Below are 16,620 nucleotides of genomic sequence, written 5' to 3' on the forward strand. Positions count from 1 at the left end.
CCGACCCCAGCGAGGAGTCAGCACATGGCCGTCACCGAGGAGCGCGACCCGGCGCTCGGCACGATCCCGCGGCCCCGTCCCGGCCGGTGGATCGACCACTACGACCCCGAGGACCGCGCCCAGTGGGAGTCCACGGGCCGTCCCGCCGCACGGCGCAACCTGCGGCTGTCCATCTTCGCCGAGTTCCTCGGCTTCTCCGTCTGGCAGCTGTGGACGATCGTCACGCCGTCGCTGAACGGCGCGGGCTTCTCGCTGACCGCCGACCAGATGTTCTGGCTGATCGCCGTCCCCAACCTGGTGGGCGCCACGCTGCGCTTCCCGTACACCTTCGCCGTGCCGCGCTTCGGCGGGCGCAACTGGACGATCGTCTCGGCGCTGCTGCTGATCGTCCCCTGCGCCGGCCTGGTGGTCGTCGTGCAGAACCCGCAGACACCGTTCTGGGTCATGGTGCTCGTGGCCGCGACCGCCGGCGTCGGCGGCGGCAACTTCGCCAGCAGCATGGCGAACATCTCCTTCTTCTTCCCCGAGCGGGAGAAGGGCGCCGCCCTCGGCCTCAACGCGGCCGGCGGGAACCTCGGCGTCGCCGTGGTCCAGCTCACCGTGCCGATCATCGTCGTCATCGGCGGCGGGCTGGCCCTGGAGCGCGCCGGGCTGGTGATCATCCCCCTGGCGGTGCTCGCCGCGGTGCTGGCGTGGCGGTCCATGGACAACCTGTCCGCCGCGAAGGCCGACTTCGCCGGTTACGCGGCCGCCGTGCGCAACAAGCACACGTGGATCATCTCCTTCCTGTACATCGGCACCTTCGGCTCGTTCATCGGCTACGCCGGGGTGTTCCCCACGCTCATCCAGCGCGAGTTCCCCGAGGTCTCCTTCGACTGGGGCTTCATCGGCCTGCCGGCCGTGCCGCTGACCCTGGCGTTCATCGGCGCCCTCGTCGGATCGCTCGCCCGCCCGTACGGGGGCCGCCTGTCCGACAGGGTGTCCGGTGCCGCCGTCAGCATCGGCGCCTACGCCGTCATGGCCGCCGGGGCGATCGGCGTCGTCGCGGCGCTGAGCATCGGCAGCTTCGCGCTGTTCTTCGGCTCGTTCCTCGTGCTGTTCGTCGCCAGCGGCATGGGCAACGGCTCGGTCTACCGGATGATCCCCGCGGTGTTCCGCGCCGGGATCACCCCGGGCGACACCGCGGCGCTGACTCTGGCCAAGCGCGAGGCCGCGGCGTGCATCGGCATCGCCGCCGGCATCGGCGCCTACGGCGGGTTCATCATTCCGCGCGTGTTCGCCACCTCCATCACGAACACCGGCTCGCTGGCCCCCGCCCTCACCGGCTTCATCGCCTTCTACGCCGTCTGCGGCGTCGTCACCGCGGTCGTCTACGTGCACGGCCGCGCCACCCGCTTCGCCGGCAGCAGCATCTGACGTCCCGCCCGGCCAGGACCCAGACCGGACCACCAGGAGGACCCCCCGTGAGCTCCACCCCCCGATTCCTGCAGGGCGCGCACCCCTTCACCGGCGCAGGGCTGGAGAAGCCCAGCGCGCTGGAGGGCGCACCCTCCTACACGGTGCCGGACGGCGTGCGCGCGCAGCCCGTGTACCTGCGTGCGGGCAACTCCTGCGACGAGCTGATCAGCGTGGTCCTGCTGCGCGACGGGGTGGCCATGCGCTGGTTCCCCGTGGGAGCGAGGTCGTCCGTGCACGTCCCGCTGCGCATCGTGGAGGACGTCGAGGCGCCCGCCACCCTGGAACTGCGTGTCGCGGCGCCGGAGGGCGTCAGCGGCACCGTCGTCGTCGACTTCGGACTCGTGGAGGTCTGATCCCCGTGACCGCGACCACCACCCGCACCTCGGCCCTGCCGCAGCAGCGCGGCCACAAGCGCCGCCTCGTCGTCGTCGGCAACGGCATGGCCGGCGTTCGCGCCGTCGAGGAGGTCCTCGAGCGCGGCGGCGCGCAGCAGTTCGACGTGACGGTCTTCGGTGCCGAGCCGTACGGCAACTACAACCGGATCATGCTCTCCCACGTGCTGACCGGCCAGGAGCAGGAGGACTCGATCTTCCTGAACTCCCTGCCCTGGTACACGGAGAACGGCATCGACCTGCGTGCCGGTGTCGCCGTCACCCGCGTGGACACCTTCGCCAAGGTCGTCCACGACGCCGAGGGCGGCACCACGCCCTACGACGTGCTGGTCATCGCCACCGGCTCGTCGCCGTTCTTCCCGACCATGGAGGGGCTTCGCCGCGAGGACGGCTCGATGCTGGACGGGGTGTTCGGGTTCCGCACCCTCGACGACACGCGGGCGCTGCTCGCCGCGGCGCGCGAGCACCGCCGGGCCGTCGTCATCGGCGGTGGCCTGCTCGGCCTGGAGGCGGCCCACGGCCTGGCCACCCACGGCCTGCAGGTCGACCTCGTGCACTCGCCGAAGCACCTGATGAACCAGCAGCTCGGCCCCGAGGCCGGGCGGGTGCTGCGCCGGGTCGTCGAGGGGCTGGGCATCACGGTGCACACCGGGGTGCGCACCAAGGGCGTGCACGGCACCGACCGGGTGACGGGTGTCGAACTGCCGGACGGGCGCGTCCTGGACGCCGACCTGGTCGTGGTCGCCGCGGGCATCCGTCCCAACACCGCCGTGGCGCTGGCCTCGGGCCTGGACGTCGAGCGCGGCATCGTCGTGGACGACCGGATGCGCTGCGAGGGCGGGGCAGGCGACGTGTACGCCGTCGGCGAGTGCGTGCAGCACCGCGGCCAGACCTACGGTCTGGTCGCCCCCCTGTGGGAGCAGGCGAGCGTCCTGGCCGACCACCTCACCGGCGCGAACCCGGCGGCGGAGTACCACGGCTCGCGCACCGCCACGAAGCTGAAGGTCGCCGGCGTCGACCTGGTGCAGATGGGCCTGCCGGGACCGGAGAACGACGACGACGAGTTCGTCGTGTTTTCCGAACCGCACCGCGGCGTCTACCTGAACGTCGTCATCCGCGACGACCGCCTCGTGGGCGCCACCCTGCTGGGTGACGTGCGCAAAACGACGTTCCTGCAGCAGGCCTTCGACCAGAACCTGCCGCTCCCCCAGGAGCGCATGTCGCTGCTGTTCGACCTGGGCACGCCCGCCGAGGAGGTCGGGGTCGCCGAGCTCGACGACCACGCGCAGGTCTGCAACTGCAACGGCGTCACCAAGGGCGCGATCGTGCAGGCGGTCGAGGGCGGCGCCACCTCCCTGAACGCCGTCATGGGCGCGACGAAGGCCGCCAAGGGCTGCGGCTCCTGCAAGTCCGTCGTGGAGCAGATCACCGAGTGGGCCGCCGGCGGGAACCTCACCGTCGACGAGTCCGCGAACTGGTACGTGCCCGGCGTCCCGATGGCCAAGCCGGAACTGATGGCCGCCATCCGCGCCAAGGGCCTGAAGTCGGTCTCGGCCGTCTTCCGCGAACTGGCGCCCGGCGGCGAGGAGGACGCCAAGTCCAAGATGGGCCTGACCTCGCTGCTGCGGATGATGTGGCCCGAGGGCATCGAGGAGGAGCGCGACGGGCGCTTCATCAACGACCGCGTGCACGCCAACATCCAGCGCGACGGCACGTTCTCCGTCGTCCCGCAGATGAAGGGCGGGGTCACCACCCCCGAGCAGCTGCGGAAGATCGCCGACGTCGCGGACAAGTACGACGTCGGCATGGTCAAGGTCACCGGCGGGCAGCGGCTCGACCTGCTGGGCGTGAAGAAGGAGGACCTGCCGAAGGTCTGGAAGGACCTGGGCATGCCCTCGGGGTACGCCTACGGCAAGAGCTTCCGCACCGTGAAGACCTGCGTGGGCACCGACTTCTGCCGCTTCGGCCTGGGCGACTCCACGAAGCTGGGCATCGACCTCGAGACCCGCTTCCAGGGCATCGAGACCCCGGCGAAGCTCAAGCTCGGCGTCGTCGGCTGCCCGCGCAACTGCGCCGAGGCGTACGTCAAGGACGTGGGCGTGGTCGCGGTCGGCGGCGGGAAGTGGGAGGTGCACGTCGGCGGCGCCGCCGGCGCCTCGGTGCGCAAGGCCGACCTGCTGGCCACTGTGGACTCCCCCGAGGAGGTCATCGCGCTGACCGGCCGGTTCATCCAGTTCTACCGCGAGTGGGGCAACTGGCTGGAACGCACCTACGAGTTCGTGCCCCGGCTGGGCATCGAGCGGGTCCGCGCCGTCCTCGTCGAGGACAGCGACGGCATGGCCGCCGGGCTCGACGAGCGCATCCAGGCCACGGTCGACAACTACCGCGACCCGTGGCAGGAGGGCGAGCAGCCCGTCACGCCCGGCCAGTTCCGCCCCTCGCTGCCCCTGGTGGACCTGCCGCTGGTGCCGCACCGCCCCGCCGGCGCCCCGGGCGGGGTGCTCCCCGCGGTCCACTCCAACTCCGGTGCCGTCCCCACGACCGCGGAGGTCTCCCGATGAGCGTCGACACCCGTTCCACCACGACCCGCCACGACGTGTGCCCGCTGGAGGAGATCCCCGTCGGTGAGGGACGCGCCTTCGCCGTCGGCGAGACGCAGGTCGCGGTGTTCCGCCACCGCAGCGGCAGGGTCAGCGCCGTGCAGGCCGCCTGCCCGCACGCCGGCGGGCCGCTGGCCGACGGGCAGATCGACGAGCGGGTCGTCGTGTGCCCGCTGCACCTGAACACCTTCGACCTGCGCACCGGCGAGTCCACCAGCGGGCAGCCGCCGCTCACCGTGCACCCCTGCTCGGTGGGGCCCGACGGCCGTGTCACGGTGGAGCTGTGACGAGCGCGGACCGGGTGCCCTACCCGCTGCACCTGGACGTGGCGGGCCGCCGCGTCCTCGTGGCCGGCGGGGGCCCCGTCGCCGCGCGCCGCGCCGCGGACCTGGTGGCCGCCGGCGCCGACGTGCACGTGGTCGCCCCGGCCGTCTGCGAGGACCTGCGCGACCTGCTGCCGCGCCTGACGTGGCACGAGCGCGAAGCGGTCGCCGCCGACGCCGACGGCGCCTGGCTCGTGCACACCGCCACCGGCGACCCGGCCACCGACGGGGCGCTGGCCGCGGCCGCGGAGGAGCGGCGCACCTGGTGCGTGCGCGCCGACGACGCCGCGGCCTCGACGGCCTGGACCCCGGCCGTGGTGCGCCGCGGGAGCACCGGCGGCGACGTCACCGTGTCCGTCTCCGCCGGCCGCGACCCGCGCCGGGCACGGGCCCTGAAGGAGGCCCTGGGCCGCTGGCTGGACGCCGGCGGCGCCCCGCTGCGCGCCGGCGGGCGCGAGCCGGGCCGGCCGGGGCGCGTCACGCTCGTCGGCGGCGGGCCGGGGGAGGTGGACCTGCTGACCCTGCGGGGCCGCCGGCGCCTGGCCGAGGCCGACCTCGTCGTGGTCGACCGCCTGGCCCCCACCGGCGTCCTCGCCGAGCTCGGCGAGGACGTCGAGGTCGTCGACGTCGGCAAGACGCCCGACCACCACCCGGTGCCGCAGGAGGAGATCAACCGCCTGCTGGTGGAGGCCGCCCGCACCGGGCGGCACGTCGTGCGGCTCAAGGGCGGCGACGGCTACGTCCTCGGCCGCGGTGGCGAGGAGGTCCTCGCCTGCCGCGCCGCCGGTGTCCCGGTGGAGGTCGTGCCGGGCGTGACCAGCGCCTTCGCGGTGCCCGCGGCCGCCGGGATCCCCGTCACCCACCGGGGCCTGTCCCGCTCCGTCACCGTCGTCACCGGCCACGACGCGCTCGACGGCACCGCGCTGACGGCGCTGGCCGCCCTCGAGGGCACCCTCGTCGTCCTGATGGGCGTGTCGACGCTGCCCACCCTCGCCGCCGGCCTCGTCGCCCACGGCAAGGACCCCGCGACCCCCGTGGCCGTGGTGGAGGAGGGGTGGACGCCGCGCCAGCGCACCACCACCGCGCCGCTGGAGCGGATCGCGGCCGTGGCCGCCGAGCGGGGCGTGCGCTCCCCCGCCGTCGTCGTGGTCGGCGCGGTGGCCGACCTGGCCGCGACGGTCGGGGAGGTCGCCGCGGCCCGCCCGTCGTCCGCGCCCGCGCCGGAGGTCGTGGCGCCGCCCGGCGCCGTCGCCTACTGTCCGGGAGGGTGAACGACATGCCGGCCGCGGCACCCGCGGCCCAGACCCCGCCCGCTCCGGACGCCGCGCCGGACACCGCGGCGGCTGCACCCCAGCTGCTCGGGGTGAGCATCGGCGTGACCAGCGACCGCCGATCCGACGACATGATCGCCACGTTCTCCCGCAAGGGCGCCCGCGTCGTGCACGCCCCCACCATGCGGATCGTCCCGCTCAGCGAGGACGAGCAGCTGCTGGCCGGCACGCGCGACGTCATCGCCGACCCGCCCGACGACGTGCTCGTGACCACCGGCATCGGGCTGCGCGGCTGGGTGGAGGCCGCCGACGCGGCCGGCCTGGCCGACGACCTGCTGGCCACGTTCGCCTCCGCGCGCCTGCTGGCGCGCGGCCCCAAGGCCACCGGCGCGATCCGCGCCAACGGCTTGCGCGAGGCGTGGTCGGCGTCCTCGGAGCAGACCGCCGAGGCCGTGCAGCACATGGTCGACGAGGGCGTGGCCGGCCGATCGGTCGTCGTGCAGCTGCACGGCGCCGCCGACCAGCACCAGCTCGAGCCCCTGGTCGCCGCCGGGGCCCGCGTGCGGGGCGTGGCGGTGTACCGCTGGCTGCCCCCGGAGGACCCCGAGGCGGTGCAGCGGCTCGTGGAGCTCATCGTCGCCGGCCGGCTGGACGCGGTGACGTTCACCAGCGCCCCGGGGGCGGTCGCGCTGCTCGACGCGGCCGACGCGGCGGGCCGGCGCGAGGAGGTCGTGCGGGCCTTCGCCGGCGGGGTCGTGGCCTGCGCCGTCGGCGACGTCACCGCCGAGCCGCTGCGCGCGGCGGGCGTCGACCCGCTGGTGCCCGACCGCTGGCGGCTGGGAGCGCTGCTGCGCACCCTCACCGAGCACCTGGCGGCCAACCCGCTGGACCGCGTGCGCACCCCCCGCGGGGAGCTCGTGCTGCGCGCGCAGGCGGCGGTGCTGGACGGGCAGGTCCTGGACCTCGCCCCCGGGCCCCTGGCGGTCCTGCGCCGCCTCGCCCGCGCGCGGGGGGCCGTCGTGGCCCGCGACGAACTGCTCGCCGAGCTGCCCGGGGCGCAGGACGCGCACGCGGTGGAGGTGACGGTCGCGCGGCTGCGCAGCGGGCTGCCGACCCCGGACCTCGTGCGCACCCTGGTCAAGCGCGGCTACCGCCTGGACGTCGTGGAGAACTCGTGAGCGCACCCCCGAGCACCCCCGCAGCCACCCCCGCGCCCGCCCCCGGGACGGGCGCCGCGGCGCTCCCGCCCGTCCTCGTGGCCTGCTCGCACGGCACCCGCTCCGAGACCGGCCGGCGCACGGTGGACGCGCTGCGCGCCGCCGTGGCCGCCGCCCGACCCGACCTGGACGTGCGCGCGGCCCACGTCGACGTCCACGGTCCCGAGCTGCCCGACGTGGTCGGCGAGCTGACCGGCGCCGGGCGCCGCGGCGTCGTGGTGCCGCTGCTGCTGTCCAGCGGTTACCACGTGCGCGTCGACATCGCCGACGCCGTCGCCGCCGGCGCGGGGCTGTCCGTGGCGGCCGCCGCCCTCGGTCCCGGTCCGGAGGTGACCGACGTGGTGCTGCAGCGCCTCGGTGAGGCGCTCGGCGAGGACCCGGCGGCCTTCGACGGCGCGGTCGTGCTGGCCGCGGCCGGCTCCTCCGACGCCGTCGCGCAGGCCGACGTGCGCACCGCCGCGGACCTGCTCGCCGCCCGGCTGCGCGCCCCGGTGACCTGCGGGTTCCTGTCCGCCCAGGAACCCGCGGTCGCGGACGCGGTGGCCGCCGCCCGCGCGGCGGGAGCGCGACGGGTCGCGGTGGCGAGCTACCTGCTGGCACCGGGGGTGTTCTCCCGGCGGCTGGCGGGCGCCGGCGCCGACGCCGTGGCCGAGCCGATGGGGCCGCACCCGCTGCTGGTGGACCTCGTCGTGCGCCGGTACGGAGCGGCGGCGGGGGCGCGCTGAACGGCGGGCTGAACGGCGGGCGCGGGGCCGCCGCGGGGCCGTCGTGGCGGGCGGCCTCGCGCGCCTGGCACGGCGCGCTCGCCGTGGCCGTCGGCGCGTGCCTCGCGTTCCAGGTGGTGACCGCCGCCGCGGGCACGGGGACGGACCTGCTGCGGCTGTTCAGCTACTTCACGGTGCAGAGCAACCTGCTGGTGCTGGCCGTCTCGGCGACGCTGGCGCTGCGCCCGGACCGCGACGGCGCCGGGTGGCGGGTGCTGCGCCTGGACGCGCTGCTGGGCATCGCGATCACCGGGGTGGTGTACACGACGCTGCTCGCCCCGGGCGTCCGGCTGGACGGGGCCGACCGGTGGGTGAACGCCGTCGAGCACCACGCCGCCCCCGTGGCGGCCCTGGCCGGGTGGGTGCTGTTCGGCCCGCGGCCGCGGCTGGAGCGGCGCACGCTGCTGCTGGCGTTCGCGTGGCCGCTGGCGTGGGTGGCGTGGACGTTCGCGCACGGGGCGGCGACCGGGTGGTACCCGTACCCGTTCCTGGACGCGGCGTCCGCCGGGTACGCGGCGGCGCTGCTGGGGACGGGTGCGGTGCTGGTGGCGGGGATCGTGCTGGCGCTGGTGCTGCGCGTGCTGGACACCCGCCTGCCCCGGGCTCCGGGGCGCTGAGTCAGGGCCCGAGCGAGCGCAACCCGGCGGCGAGGACGTCGAGCAGCGTCTCCAGGCTCCCGTCGACGTCGTCGGGGAGCTGGAAACCCCCCTGCGCCTCCAGGACGGCGAAACCGTGCACGGCCGCGCGGACGGAGCGCACGGCGTCCACGTGGCGCTCGGGCGGGACGCCGAAACCGTGCAGGACGGCCGTGAACACCCCGACGAGGTCACCGGCCGCGGCGGCCAGCTCCGGGGTGCTGCCGGTGGCCGCGTCCACCTGGGCGGCCGCGTACAGCCCGGGCCGCTCGGCGGCGAAACCCCGCACGGCGCGGGCCAGGGCCCGCAGCGCGTCCTCGCCCTGCCGGCCGAGGGCCGCCGCGGTGCAGGCGCGGGTCAGTTCCCGCACCCCCACCAGCGCCACCTCGGCGCGCAGCTCGGCCAGCGAGCCGACGTGCTTGTAGAGGCTGGGGGTGGCCACCCCGGCGCGGGCGGCCACCGCCGACAGCGACAGTCCCGCCGGCCCGGACCACGAACCGGCCACGAGCTCCACCGCGAGCGCCACCACCACCTCGCGCGAGAGCCCGGCCCTAGGCACCGGCGGAACCCGTGCGAGCTGCGCGGTGGGCGCGGTGGGCGCGCTGCACGAGCTCCACGACGCGGGGGGCGACGAGGTCGGGGCGCTGGGCGTGCGGGTAGTGCCCCGCCCGCGGCACCAGGAACGCCTCCGCGGGCAGCTGCCCGGCCATCCAGGTCAGTTCGGCGGCGGGATCGCGGTAGTCGGGGTCGAGCTCGCCGACGACGAGCAGGGTCGGGGCGCTCACGCGGGGCAGGGCGGGCGGGACGACGGAGTGGTCCAGCGACACGGCCAGGCGCCGCAGCTGGGCCAGGCGCGCGGGGTCGGCCAGGCGGGCGCGCAGTTCCCCGAGGTGCTCGGTCAGCCAGGGCGCGGTGCACCCGCGGTTGAGGTGGCCGTAGAACGCGGTCCAGGCACGGGCGCCCCACGGGCGGGCCAGCAGCACCCGGAACAGGCCGCGCAGCAGCGGGGCGGCCCAGCGCGGTCCGGTGGGGCGCAGGAACGGGCAGATGAGCACCAGGCCGGCCACGAGGTCCGGGCGCTGGGCGGCCGCGAGGACGGCGGCCGAGGCGCTCATCGAGTTCCCCACCAGCACGGCCGGTTCCCCGGCGTGCTCCAGCAGCGCGACGAGGTCGGCGGCGGTGGCCTCGTCGCCGTGCTCGCGGAAGGTGGTGTCCGAGGCGCCGTGGCCGCGCAGGTCGGCCAGGACGAGGCGGAACCCGGCGTCGAGCACCGGGCCGGCGAGGTCGCGGTAGACGCTCGTGGTGTCCCCCATGCCGGGCACGGCGACGACGAGGGGGCCGGTGCCGCGGCTCGTGGTGGCGATGCGGCCGCCGGGGCGGGCGAGGAGGTCCGGAGTGGTCACGGCACATCAAGCTAATGGCTTTAGCTTGCGGGTTCAAGAGGTCGCCACGGGCCCGGGCACGGCGAGCGCCGAGCGGTTAGGATCGGTGGCACCGAGTCGGACAGCGGCTCACCGGCACGGGGAGCGGAGCTGCTCCATGGACCGTCCACACCACGCCCGCGGCCCCGGCCGCCGATGACCACCCGAGCACTGCTGGACGCCGTGGCCGAGCTGGCCGCAGCGGCCACCGGGCAGTTCACCCCCGACGACCTGCTGCGGCGCCTGGCGCACGTGGCCGCGCAGCAGCTGGCCGTCGACGGGATCGGTGTGATGATCGTCGAGGACGGCGCCGCCCGCTTCGTGCACGCCGACCACGACGCGGTCGACGCGGTCGAACGGCTGCAGCAGCTCATGCAGGAAGGGCCCTGCCGCGACGCGGCGGACTCCCGGGCGGACGTGGTCGTCGAGGACCTCGGCGACCCCGCGCAGACGGCCTGGCCGGAGTTCGTCGGCCGGGCGCTCGAGCTCGGGCTCGGTTCGGTGGTGGCCGTCCCGCTGCTCAGCCGGGGCCGCACCTGGGGCGTGCTGGACCTCTACCGGCACCGGGCCGGACCCTGGACGGCCGAGGACCTCGGGGCGGCGCACCTGCTGGCGCACGTCGCCGTCTCCTACCTCGTGATGGCGGCCGACCGCGACGAGGCCCGTCGCGCCCAGCAGGAACTGGCCCACCGCAGCACCCACGACCCGCTGACGGGCCTGCCCAACCGGACGCTGCTCTTCGACCGCCTCGAGCACGCCCTGCGCACCGCCCGCCGCCACCACCGCGTCGTCGCGGTGTTCTTCATCGACCTGGACCGCTTCAAGGCCGTCAACGACACCTTCGGCCACGCGGCCGGCGACACCGTGCTGGCCACCGCGGCGACCAGGATGGCCGCCGCGCTGCGCGCGGAGGACACCCTCGCCCGCCTGTCCGGGGACGAGTTCGTCGTGCTGTGCGAGGACCTGCCCCGGGGCGAGCCGGCCGAGCTGGCCCAGCACGTGGACGCGGTCACCTCCCGCCTGCGCCGCGCGCTGGCCCAGCCCCTGCGCATCGGCGGGGTGGAGCTGATCGTGCGCGCCAGCGCCGGCGTGGCCCTCAGCGACGAGCACCGCAGCGCCGACGACCTGCTCGCCGACGCCGACGAGGCCATGTACCGGGCCAAGCACGACCAGCGCCACGACCCGGCCGCCGGCGCCGCCGCGTCGCAGCCCCACCGCTCCGCGCGCAGGCTGGAGCGCCAGCTGGTCCAGGCCCTGCCGCGCGGGCAGCTGCAGGTGCACTACCAGCCGATCACCGACCCGGCCGGCGGCCTGCACGCCGTGGAGGCCCTGCTGCGCTGGCAGCACCCCAAGCTCGGGCTGCTGACGGCGGCGCAGTTCATCGACCTGGCCGCCGGTGCCGAGCTGATGGTCGCCATCGGGCAGTGGGTCATCGACCAGACGTGCGCGCAGATGGACCGCTGGCAGCGCGAGCTCGGCGAGCGGGCCCCGCGGACCGCCTACGTCAACCTCAGCGCCCGCGAGCTGGTCGACCCCGCCCTGACGACCACGCTCACGAACGCGCTGCGCACCCACCACCTGCAGCCGGAGCAGCTGGGCCTGGAACTGCTGGAGAACAGCTTCAGCGACCCCCAGGTCCTGCCCGGCCTGCACGAGCAGCAGCGTCGCGGGCACCCCCTGTCGGTGGACGACTTCGGCACCGGCTACTCCTCGCTGTCGCGCCTGGTGGAGCTTCCCGTGCGCATCGCCAAGATCGACCACAGCTTCATCGCCGGCCTGGAGCACGACACCCGCCGCCGGGCCCTGGTGGACGCGGTGGTGACCGTCGCCGCGAGCCTGGACCTGCGCGTCGTCGCCGAGGGCGTCGAGACCGCCGCCCAGGCGGACCACGTCGCCGAGGCCGGCTGCCACTACCTGCAGGGCTTCCACTGCGGTCGTCCGCAGGCCGGGGACGCGCTGACGGCGCTCTGGGCGGCCTGACCCCGGGCCCGGGGGCGTCACCGGACGAGGTTCAGCCACTCCCGCCCGTCCAGCCGGCGACGCACCTGCTCGCGCACCAGGCGCACCATGCGCGGGCGGAAGGCGCTGGTGTTGCCGCCGACGTGCGGGGTGACGAGCACCCCGGGGGTGCGCCACAGCTCGTGGTCGGCCGGCAGCGGCTCGGGGTCGGTGACGTCCAGCGCCGCGCGCAGCCGCCCGGTGCGCACCTGCGCGAGCAGGGCGGCGGTGTCCACCACGGGGCCGCGGGCGACGTTCACCAGCAGGGCACCGTCCGGCATCGCGGCGAGGAAACCCGCGTCCACCAGGCCCCGGGTGCTCTCGGTCAGCGGGCACGCCAGCACCACGACGTCGTGCTCCGGCAGCAGCGCGGGCAGGTCCTCCGGGGCGTGCACCGGCACGCCGTCCTGCACCCGCGCCCGGGAGGCCACGGCGGTCACCGCGGCCTCGAACGGCGCCAGGCGGGCGGCCACCGCGCGCCCGACACCGCCGAACCCCACGACGAGCACGCGGCGGTCGGCCAGGGCGGTGCGCCGCGAGGGTCCCCAGCGCCCGTCCGCCATCGCGCGCACGTCGTCGTCGACGCCCCGCAGCCGGGCGATGACCAGGCCCACGGCGAGCTCCGCGGTGGAGGCCTCGTGCACGCCGGCCGCGTTGCACAGCGCGACGCGGGGGGGCAGTTGCTGCGGCACCCCGTCGAAACCGATCGTCATCAGCTGGACGGCCTCCACGGCGCCGCAGCCGGCGACCCCGCCCAGGTCGGGGGTCGCCACGTACGGCGGGACGACGAGGGCCGGCGCGGGGTCGGGCGGAGCGCCGGCGCCGTCCCAGACGACGAGGTCCGCACCCTCCAGCGGGCCGACGGCGCGGACCCAGGACGGGGAGGGGAGGCTGACGACGAGGGGCTCGCGGGCGCTCACGCCCGCACGCTACCGGCGAGGCCGTGCGCGCCCGCCCCGCGCGGGTGACGATGGCCGCATGCGCCGGACGACGCACCGCCCCGCGGGGCCGCGGACCACCGCGGCCCTGCTGACCGCGCTGCTCGCCGGCGCCTGCGGGAGCGCGGGCGGCGGCGCACCGGCCACGCCCGGCCCGACCTCGAGCCCGACCTCGAGCCCGACCGCGAGCCCGACCGCGAGCACCGACCCCTCCACCGGTTCCGCACCGGCGGTCGGCGTCCCCGGCGACCCGCAGGACATCACCACGGGCCTGGACGTGCCCTGGGGGATGGCCGTCCTGCCCGACGGCACCGCCCTGGTGACGCTGCGGGACCAGGCGCGCGTGGTGCGCACGGGCCCCGGGGTGCTGACGCAGGTGACCGCCACCGGCGAGGACGGCAGGGTCGACGGCGTCGTGCCCGGCGGGGAGGGGGGCCTGCTCGGCATCGCGCTGTCCCCGGGGTTCGCGCAGGACGGGCAGGTGTTCCTGTACTTCACCGCCCGGGACGACAACCGCGTGGTCCGCTACACGTACGCGGACGACCGGCTCAGCGATCCGCGGCCGATCCTGACGGGCATCCCCGAGAGCACCGTCCACAACGGGGGCCGGATCGCGTTCGGGCCCGACGGGATGCTCTACGTCGCCACGGGTGACGCGGAGGACCGGCGGGCCGCGCAGGACCCGCGGGCCCTCGGCGGGAAGGTCCTGCGCATCACCGCCGACGGGGCGGTGCCGCCGGACAACCCCTTCGCCGGCTCGCCGACGTGGTCCTACGGGCACCGCAACCCGCAGGGCCTGGGCTGGGACTCCACCGGCCGGCTCATCGCGGCGGAGTTCGGCCAGGACGCCTACGACGAGCTGAACGTCATCCGCCCCGGCGGGAACTACGGCTGGCCGGAGGTGGAGGGGCCCGGCGACGGCGGGGGCCGTTTCGTCGCACCGGTGCAGACGTGGGGCACGGACGAGGCCTCCCCCAGCGGCCTCGTCGTGACGCCCGACGCCGTGTACCTCGCCGCGCTGCGCGGACAGCGGCTGTGGCGGGTGCCGATGACCCCCGAGGGGCCCACCGGCACCCCGCAGGCCCACCTGGAGGGGGCGCTGGGCAGGCTGCGCACCGTCGAGGTCGGCCCGGACGGTTCCCTGTGGGTGCTGACGTCCAACACCTTCCGCGGTCAGCCCCGAGCGGGTGACGACCGGCTGGTCAGCGTGCCGCTGCGCTGACGGGGTGCCGGAGCCCCCGCGTTCAGGGCAGCAGGTCCACGTGCAGGTCGTGCGGGCCCTCGGCGCCGTCCGCCGCGTACCCGACGTCGAGCTTGAGGTCCCCGGGGGTGCGGCCCTGCGCGCGGACCCACTCGTGCAGCGCGCCGAACCCCTCGCCGATCCCCCGCACCGGCCCCTCGTACCGGTGGTGGGCGTAGAGCCCCGCCGGCGCCACGGCCACCACCCACCGGCTCGGGCGCTGCGGCGGCCGGGGCAGCGGTACCCCCACGACCTCGTGGTACGTGCCGTCCCCCAGGTAGGTGCTCAACTCGGCGTACCCGCCCTCCGGCCGGGGCAGCTCGTGGCGGCGGGACAGCACCCGCTCCCACGCGGCGGGCACGAGCGCGCCGAGCTGGTCGAAGGTGCCCACCACGGGCAGACCCACCACGACGACCTGGTCCCGCTCGACGAACCGCACCCCTGACCTCCCCGGTCGACCGGCGTCAGCCTAGGGAACGACGCGGCTCGCCGGAAGACCTCACCCCCCCCAGCAACCCCAGCTCCAGCGCCCGCAGCACCGCCCGCGTCCGGTCGCGGACACCGAGCTTGAGCAGGACCGCCGTGACGTGGTTCTTCACCGTGCCCGGGGCCAGGTGCAGCGCGGCGGCGATCTCCTTGTTCGACCACCCGGCGGCGACCAGGCGCAGCACGTCGAGCTCGCGCGGCGTGAGCGGCTCGGGAGCGAGCAGCCCGGCCGGAGCCGCCGGCCGGGCCGCGGCGGCGGCGCGCAGCAGCCGGTCCGTCAGCGCCGGCTCCAGCGCGGTCCCCCCGTCGGCCAGGGTCCGCACCGCGCTCAGGAGGTGCTCCAGGGTGACGTCCTTCAGCAGGTAACCGCGGGCCCCGGCGAGCAGCGCGGCGAGGACGAGCTCGTCGTCGTCGAACGTCGTCAGCACGAGCACGGGGACGGCGAGACCCCGTTCGCGCATCGCCCCCAGCGCCCACAACCCGTCGCGGCGCGGCATCCGCAGGTCCAGCAGGAGCACGTCGAGACCGCCGCCCGCCGCGAGCGCCAGCGCGCTCTCGCCGTCGTCCCCCTCCCCCACCACGTCCACCTCGTCGCTGAGCGCCAGCAGGCTGCGGATGCCCTGGCGCACCAGGGTCTGGTCGTCCACGACGGCGACGCGGATCACGCGGGCACCTCCAGCTCGGCGGTGAAGCCCCGCCCGGGGGCGGTGGAGAAGCGGATCGTGCCGCCGGTGTCCTCCACGCGCTCGACCATGCCCGTCAGGCCGTTGCCCGGTCGCAGGTGCCGGGTGCCGCGGCCGTCGTCCCGCACGAGCAGGTGCAGCCCCGCGGCGGTGGCGGTGAGGTCCACGGTCAGGCGGCGGGCGGCGGCGTGGCGCAGCGCGTTCGTCACGAGCTCCTGGACGCAGCGCACCACCACCAGCGCCCGGTCCGGGTCCACCGGGCCCTCCTCCCGCACCGCCAGCACCACCTCGAGGCCGGGAGCGCCCCCCACCGCCTCGCGCAGGGCCGCCTCCAGCCCGCGCACCTCCCCGCGCAGACCGCCCACGGCGGAACGCACGTCGCCCAGCAGGTCCTTCGCGATCGACCGGGCCCGGGCGACGTGCTCGGCCGCGGGGCCGCTCGCCCGGTGGGAGGCGACCTCCAGCTCCAGCGCCAGCGCGGTCAGGCCGTGGCCGACGACGTCGTGCAGGTCGCGCGCGATCCGCAGCCGCTCGGCGTCGCGGGCGCTCGACGCCAGGAGGGCGGAGGCGGCGCGCAGCTCCGCGTGGGCCCCGGCGAGCGCAGCGCGCTGCTCGGCCTCGCGCCGGCCGGCCAGGACGACGAGGGCGGCGAAGACCTGGAAGGCGCCGTACAGCAGGCCCACGACGACGACCTGGTCCGTGCCGCCACCCGCGCGGGCCGTCCCGGCCACGACGGCGGCGCTCTGCAGCACCACGAGCGCGACGGTCCCCGCCAGGGGCAGGAGCAGGGCGGCGGGGACGACGGTGACGACGAAGAGCACGGCCGTCCAGCTCGCCCCCGGGGCGAGGGACCACGCGAGCAGGGCGGTGGCGACCTGCACCGCCAGCAGCGCTCCCCGCGGCAGCCAGCGGGGTCGCGGCCCGGGGGCGCGGCGGTCGGCGACGTCGTCGGCGACGAACGCGGCGGCGAAGAGGGCGTACGCCACCCACCACCAGGTGCGGGTCCCCGGCGCGCCGTCCCAGGGCCCGAGGGCGGTGGCCGCACCGACGGCGGCGACGGCGACGAAGCCGGTCACCGCCGTCGCGCGCTCCTCGGCACCGGTGGGCACCCGCCGATCGTAGGAGCGCCGCCGCGCGCGCGACCCCTGCCGGAGGTCACGGTCCGAGGTGGTGACCTCCGGCACTGCGGGCGGT

General features: G+C 76.2%; 16 protein-coding genes. 10 read left to right on the forward strand and 6 right to left on the reverse strand.

Translation table 11 applies throughout. From position 1 onward, the window contains the following. The first annotated feature begins 24 nt into the window (after positions 1–24). From ACRYR8_RS07335 to ACRYR8_RS07370, 8 genes are all read left to right on the forward strand, one after another. Complete coding sequence (locus ACRYR8_RS07335; RefSeq protein ID WP_432483652.1) at positions 25–1,416, forward strand: MFS transporter; 1,392 nt, start codon at positions 25–27, stop codon at positions 1,414–1,416. 47 nt (positions 1,417–1,463) lie between these two features. Continuing rightward, on the forward strand, positions 1,464–1,811 hold the full coding sequence (locus ACRYR8_RS07340) for a molybdopterin oxidoreductase (protein WP_242127858.1): 348 nt from the start codon (positions 1,464–1,466) through the stop codon (positions 1,809–1,811). Between the two features lie 5 nt (positions 1,812–1,816). After that, complete coding sequence (gene nirB, locus ACRYR8_RS07345) at positions 1,817–4,411, forward strand: nitrite reductase large subunit NirB (protein WP_432483654.1); 2,595 nt, start codon at positions 1,817–1,819, stop codon at positions 4,409–4,411. Continuing rightward, positions 4,408–4,737, forward strand: coding sequence for a Rieske (2Fe-2S) protein (locus ACRYR8_RS07350; RefSeq protein WP_432483656.1), 330 nt, complete (start codon positions 4,408–4,410; stop codon positions 4,735–4,737). Before nirB ends, ACRYR8_RS07350 begins: the two co-directional genes overlap by 4 nt. Further along, positions 4,734–6,044, forward strand: coding sequence for a uroporphyrinogen-III C-methyltransferase (gene cobA / locus ACRYR8_RS07355; RefSeq protein ID WP_432483658.1), 1,311 nt, complete (start codon positions 4,734–4,736; stop codon positions 6,042–6,044). Before ACRYR8_RS07350 ends, cobA begins: the two co-directional genes overlap by 4 nt. Positions 6,045–6,049: 5 nt before the next feature. Then, positions 6,050–7,222 (forward strand): uroporphyrinogen-III synthase, encoded by a 1,173-nt coding sequence (locus ACRYR8_RS07360; protein ID WP_432483721.1) that lies wholly within the window; start codon positions 6,050–6,052, stop codon positions 7,220–7,222. Further along, positions 7,219–7,986 carry a sirohydrochlorin chelatase gene (locus ACRYR8_RS07365; RefSeq protein WP_432483660.1) on the forward strand — a complete coding sequence of 256 codons (768 nt, stop codon included), beginning with the start codon at positions 7,219–7,221 and terminating at the stop codon, positions 7,984–7,986. The genes ACRYR8_RS07360 and ACRYR8_RS07365 overlap by 4 nt, the downstream gene beginning before the upstream one ends. Positions 7,987–8,069: 83 nt before the next feature. After that, positions 8,070–8,642 (forward strand): Pr6Pr family membrane protein, encoded by a 573-nt coding sequence (locus ACRYR8_RS07370; protein ID WP_432483662.1) that lies wholly within the window; start codon positions 8,070–8,072, stop codon positions 8,640–8,642. Between the two features lies 1 nt (position 8,643). On the opposite strand, the gene ACRYR8_RS07375 is transcribed toward ACRYR8_RS07370, so the two are convergent. Then, the gene (locus ACRYR8_RS07375; RefSeq protein ID WP_432483664.1) at positions 8,644–9,219 is read right to left on the reverse strand and encodes a TetR/AcrR family transcriptional regulator; all 576 of its coding nucleotides are present in this window, start codon (positions 9,217–9,219) and stop codon (positions 8,644–8,646) included. Further along, on the reverse strand, positions 9,212–10,063 hold the full coding sequence (locus ACRYR8_RS07380) for an alpha/beta fold hydrolase (RefSeq protein ID WP_432483666.1): 852 nt from the start codon (positions 10,061–10,063) through the stop codon (positions 9,212–9,214). The genes ACRYR8_RS07375 and ACRYR8_RS07380 overlap by 8 nt, the downstream gene beginning before the upstream one ends. A 174-nt stretch (positions 10,064–10,237) precedes the next feature. Here ACRYR8_RS07380 and ACRYR8_RS07385 point away from each other — a divergent pair, with 174 nt between their 5' ends. After that, on the forward strand, positions 10,238–12,061 hold the full coding sequence (locus tag ACRYR8_RS07385) for a putative bifunctional diguanylate cyclase/phosphodiesterase (RefSeq protein ID WP_432483668.1): 1,824 nt from the start codon (positions 10,238–10,240) through the stop codon (positions 12,059–12,061). Positions 12,062–12,078: 17 nt separating this feature from the next. Here ACRYR8_RS07385 and ACRYR8_RS07390 read toward each other — a convergent pair whose 3' ends face one another. Continuing rightward, the gene (locus ACRYR8_RS07390; RefSeq protein ID WP_432483670.1) at positions 12,079–12,999 is read right to left on the reverse strand and encodes a 2-hydroxyacid dehydrogenase; all 921 of its coding nucleotides are present in this window, start codon (positions 12,997–12,999) and stop codon (positions 12,079–12,081) included. 58 nt (positions 13,000–13,057) lie between these two features. Between ACRYR8_RS07390 and ACRYR8_RS07395 the strand changes: the two genes are divergently transcribed. Then, positions 13,058–14,239 (forward strand): PQQ-dependent sugar dehydrogenase, encoded by a 1,182-nt coding sequence (locus ACRYR8_RS07395; protein WP_432483672.1) that lies wholly within the window; start codon positions 13,058–13,060, stop codon positions 14,237–14,239. A 22-nt stretch (positions 14,240–14,261) separates the two neighbouring features. On the opposite strand, the gene ACRYR8_RS07400 is transcribed toward ACRYR8_RS07395, so the two are convergent. The 3 genes from ACRYR8_RS07400 to ACRYR8_RS07410 are packed head-to-tail and all read right to left on the reverse strand — an operon-like array spanning position 14,262 to position 16,535. Next, a complete protein-coding gene (locus tag ACRYR8_RS07400; protein WP_432483674.1) occupies positions 14,262–14,696 on the reverse strand; it encodes a GyrI-like domain-containing protein in 435 nt (144 codons plus the stop codon). 25 nt (positions 14,697–14,721) lie between these two features. Beyond that, positions 14,722–15,408: a response regulator gene (locus ACRYR8_RS07405; RefSeq protein ID WP_432483676.1), complete on the reverse strand. Its 687-nt coding sequence runs from the start codon at positions 15,406–15,408 to the stop codon at positions 14,722–14,724. Beyond that, complete coding sequence (locus ACRYR8_RS07410) at positions 15,405–16,535, reverse strand: sensor histidine kinase (protein WP_432483678.1); 1,131 nt, start codon at positions 16,533–16,535, stop codon at positions 15,405–15,407. The genes ACRYR8_RS07405 and ACRYR8_RS07410 overlap by 4 nt, the downstream gene beginning before the upstream one ends. Between the last annotated feature and the right edge of the window lie 85 nt (positions 16,536–16,620).

Source organism: Kineococcus esterisolvens (assembly GCF_050871405.1).
In the GTDB taxonomy this organism is placed as follows: Bacteria; Actinomycetota; Actinomycetes; order Actinomycetales; family Kineococcaceae; genus Kineococcus.

Excerpts from the sequence above, each read along its gene's own strand:
- ACRYR8_RS07350 (WP_432483656.1), top strand. The coding sequence starts at position 4,408 with ATGAGCGTCGACACCCGTTCCACCACGACCCGCCACGACGTGTGCCCG.
- ACRYR8_RS07385 (WP_432483668.1), top strand. The coding sequence starts at position 10,238 with ATGACCACCCGAGCACTGCTGGACGCCGTGGCCGAGCTGGCCGCAGCG.
- ACRYR8_RS07360 (WP_432483721.1), top strand. The coding sequence starts at position 6,050 with ATGCCGGCCGCGGCACCCGCGGCCCAGACCCCGCCCGCTCCGGACGCC.
- ACRYR8_RS07335 (WP_432483652.1), top strand. The coding sequence starts at position 25 with ATGGCCGTCACCGAGGAGCGCGACCCGGCGCTCGGCACGATCCCGCGG.
- ACRYR8_RS07395 (WP_432483672.1), top strand. The coding sequence starts at position 13,058 with ATGCGCCGGACGACGCACCGCCCCGCGGGGCCGCGGACCACCGCGGCC.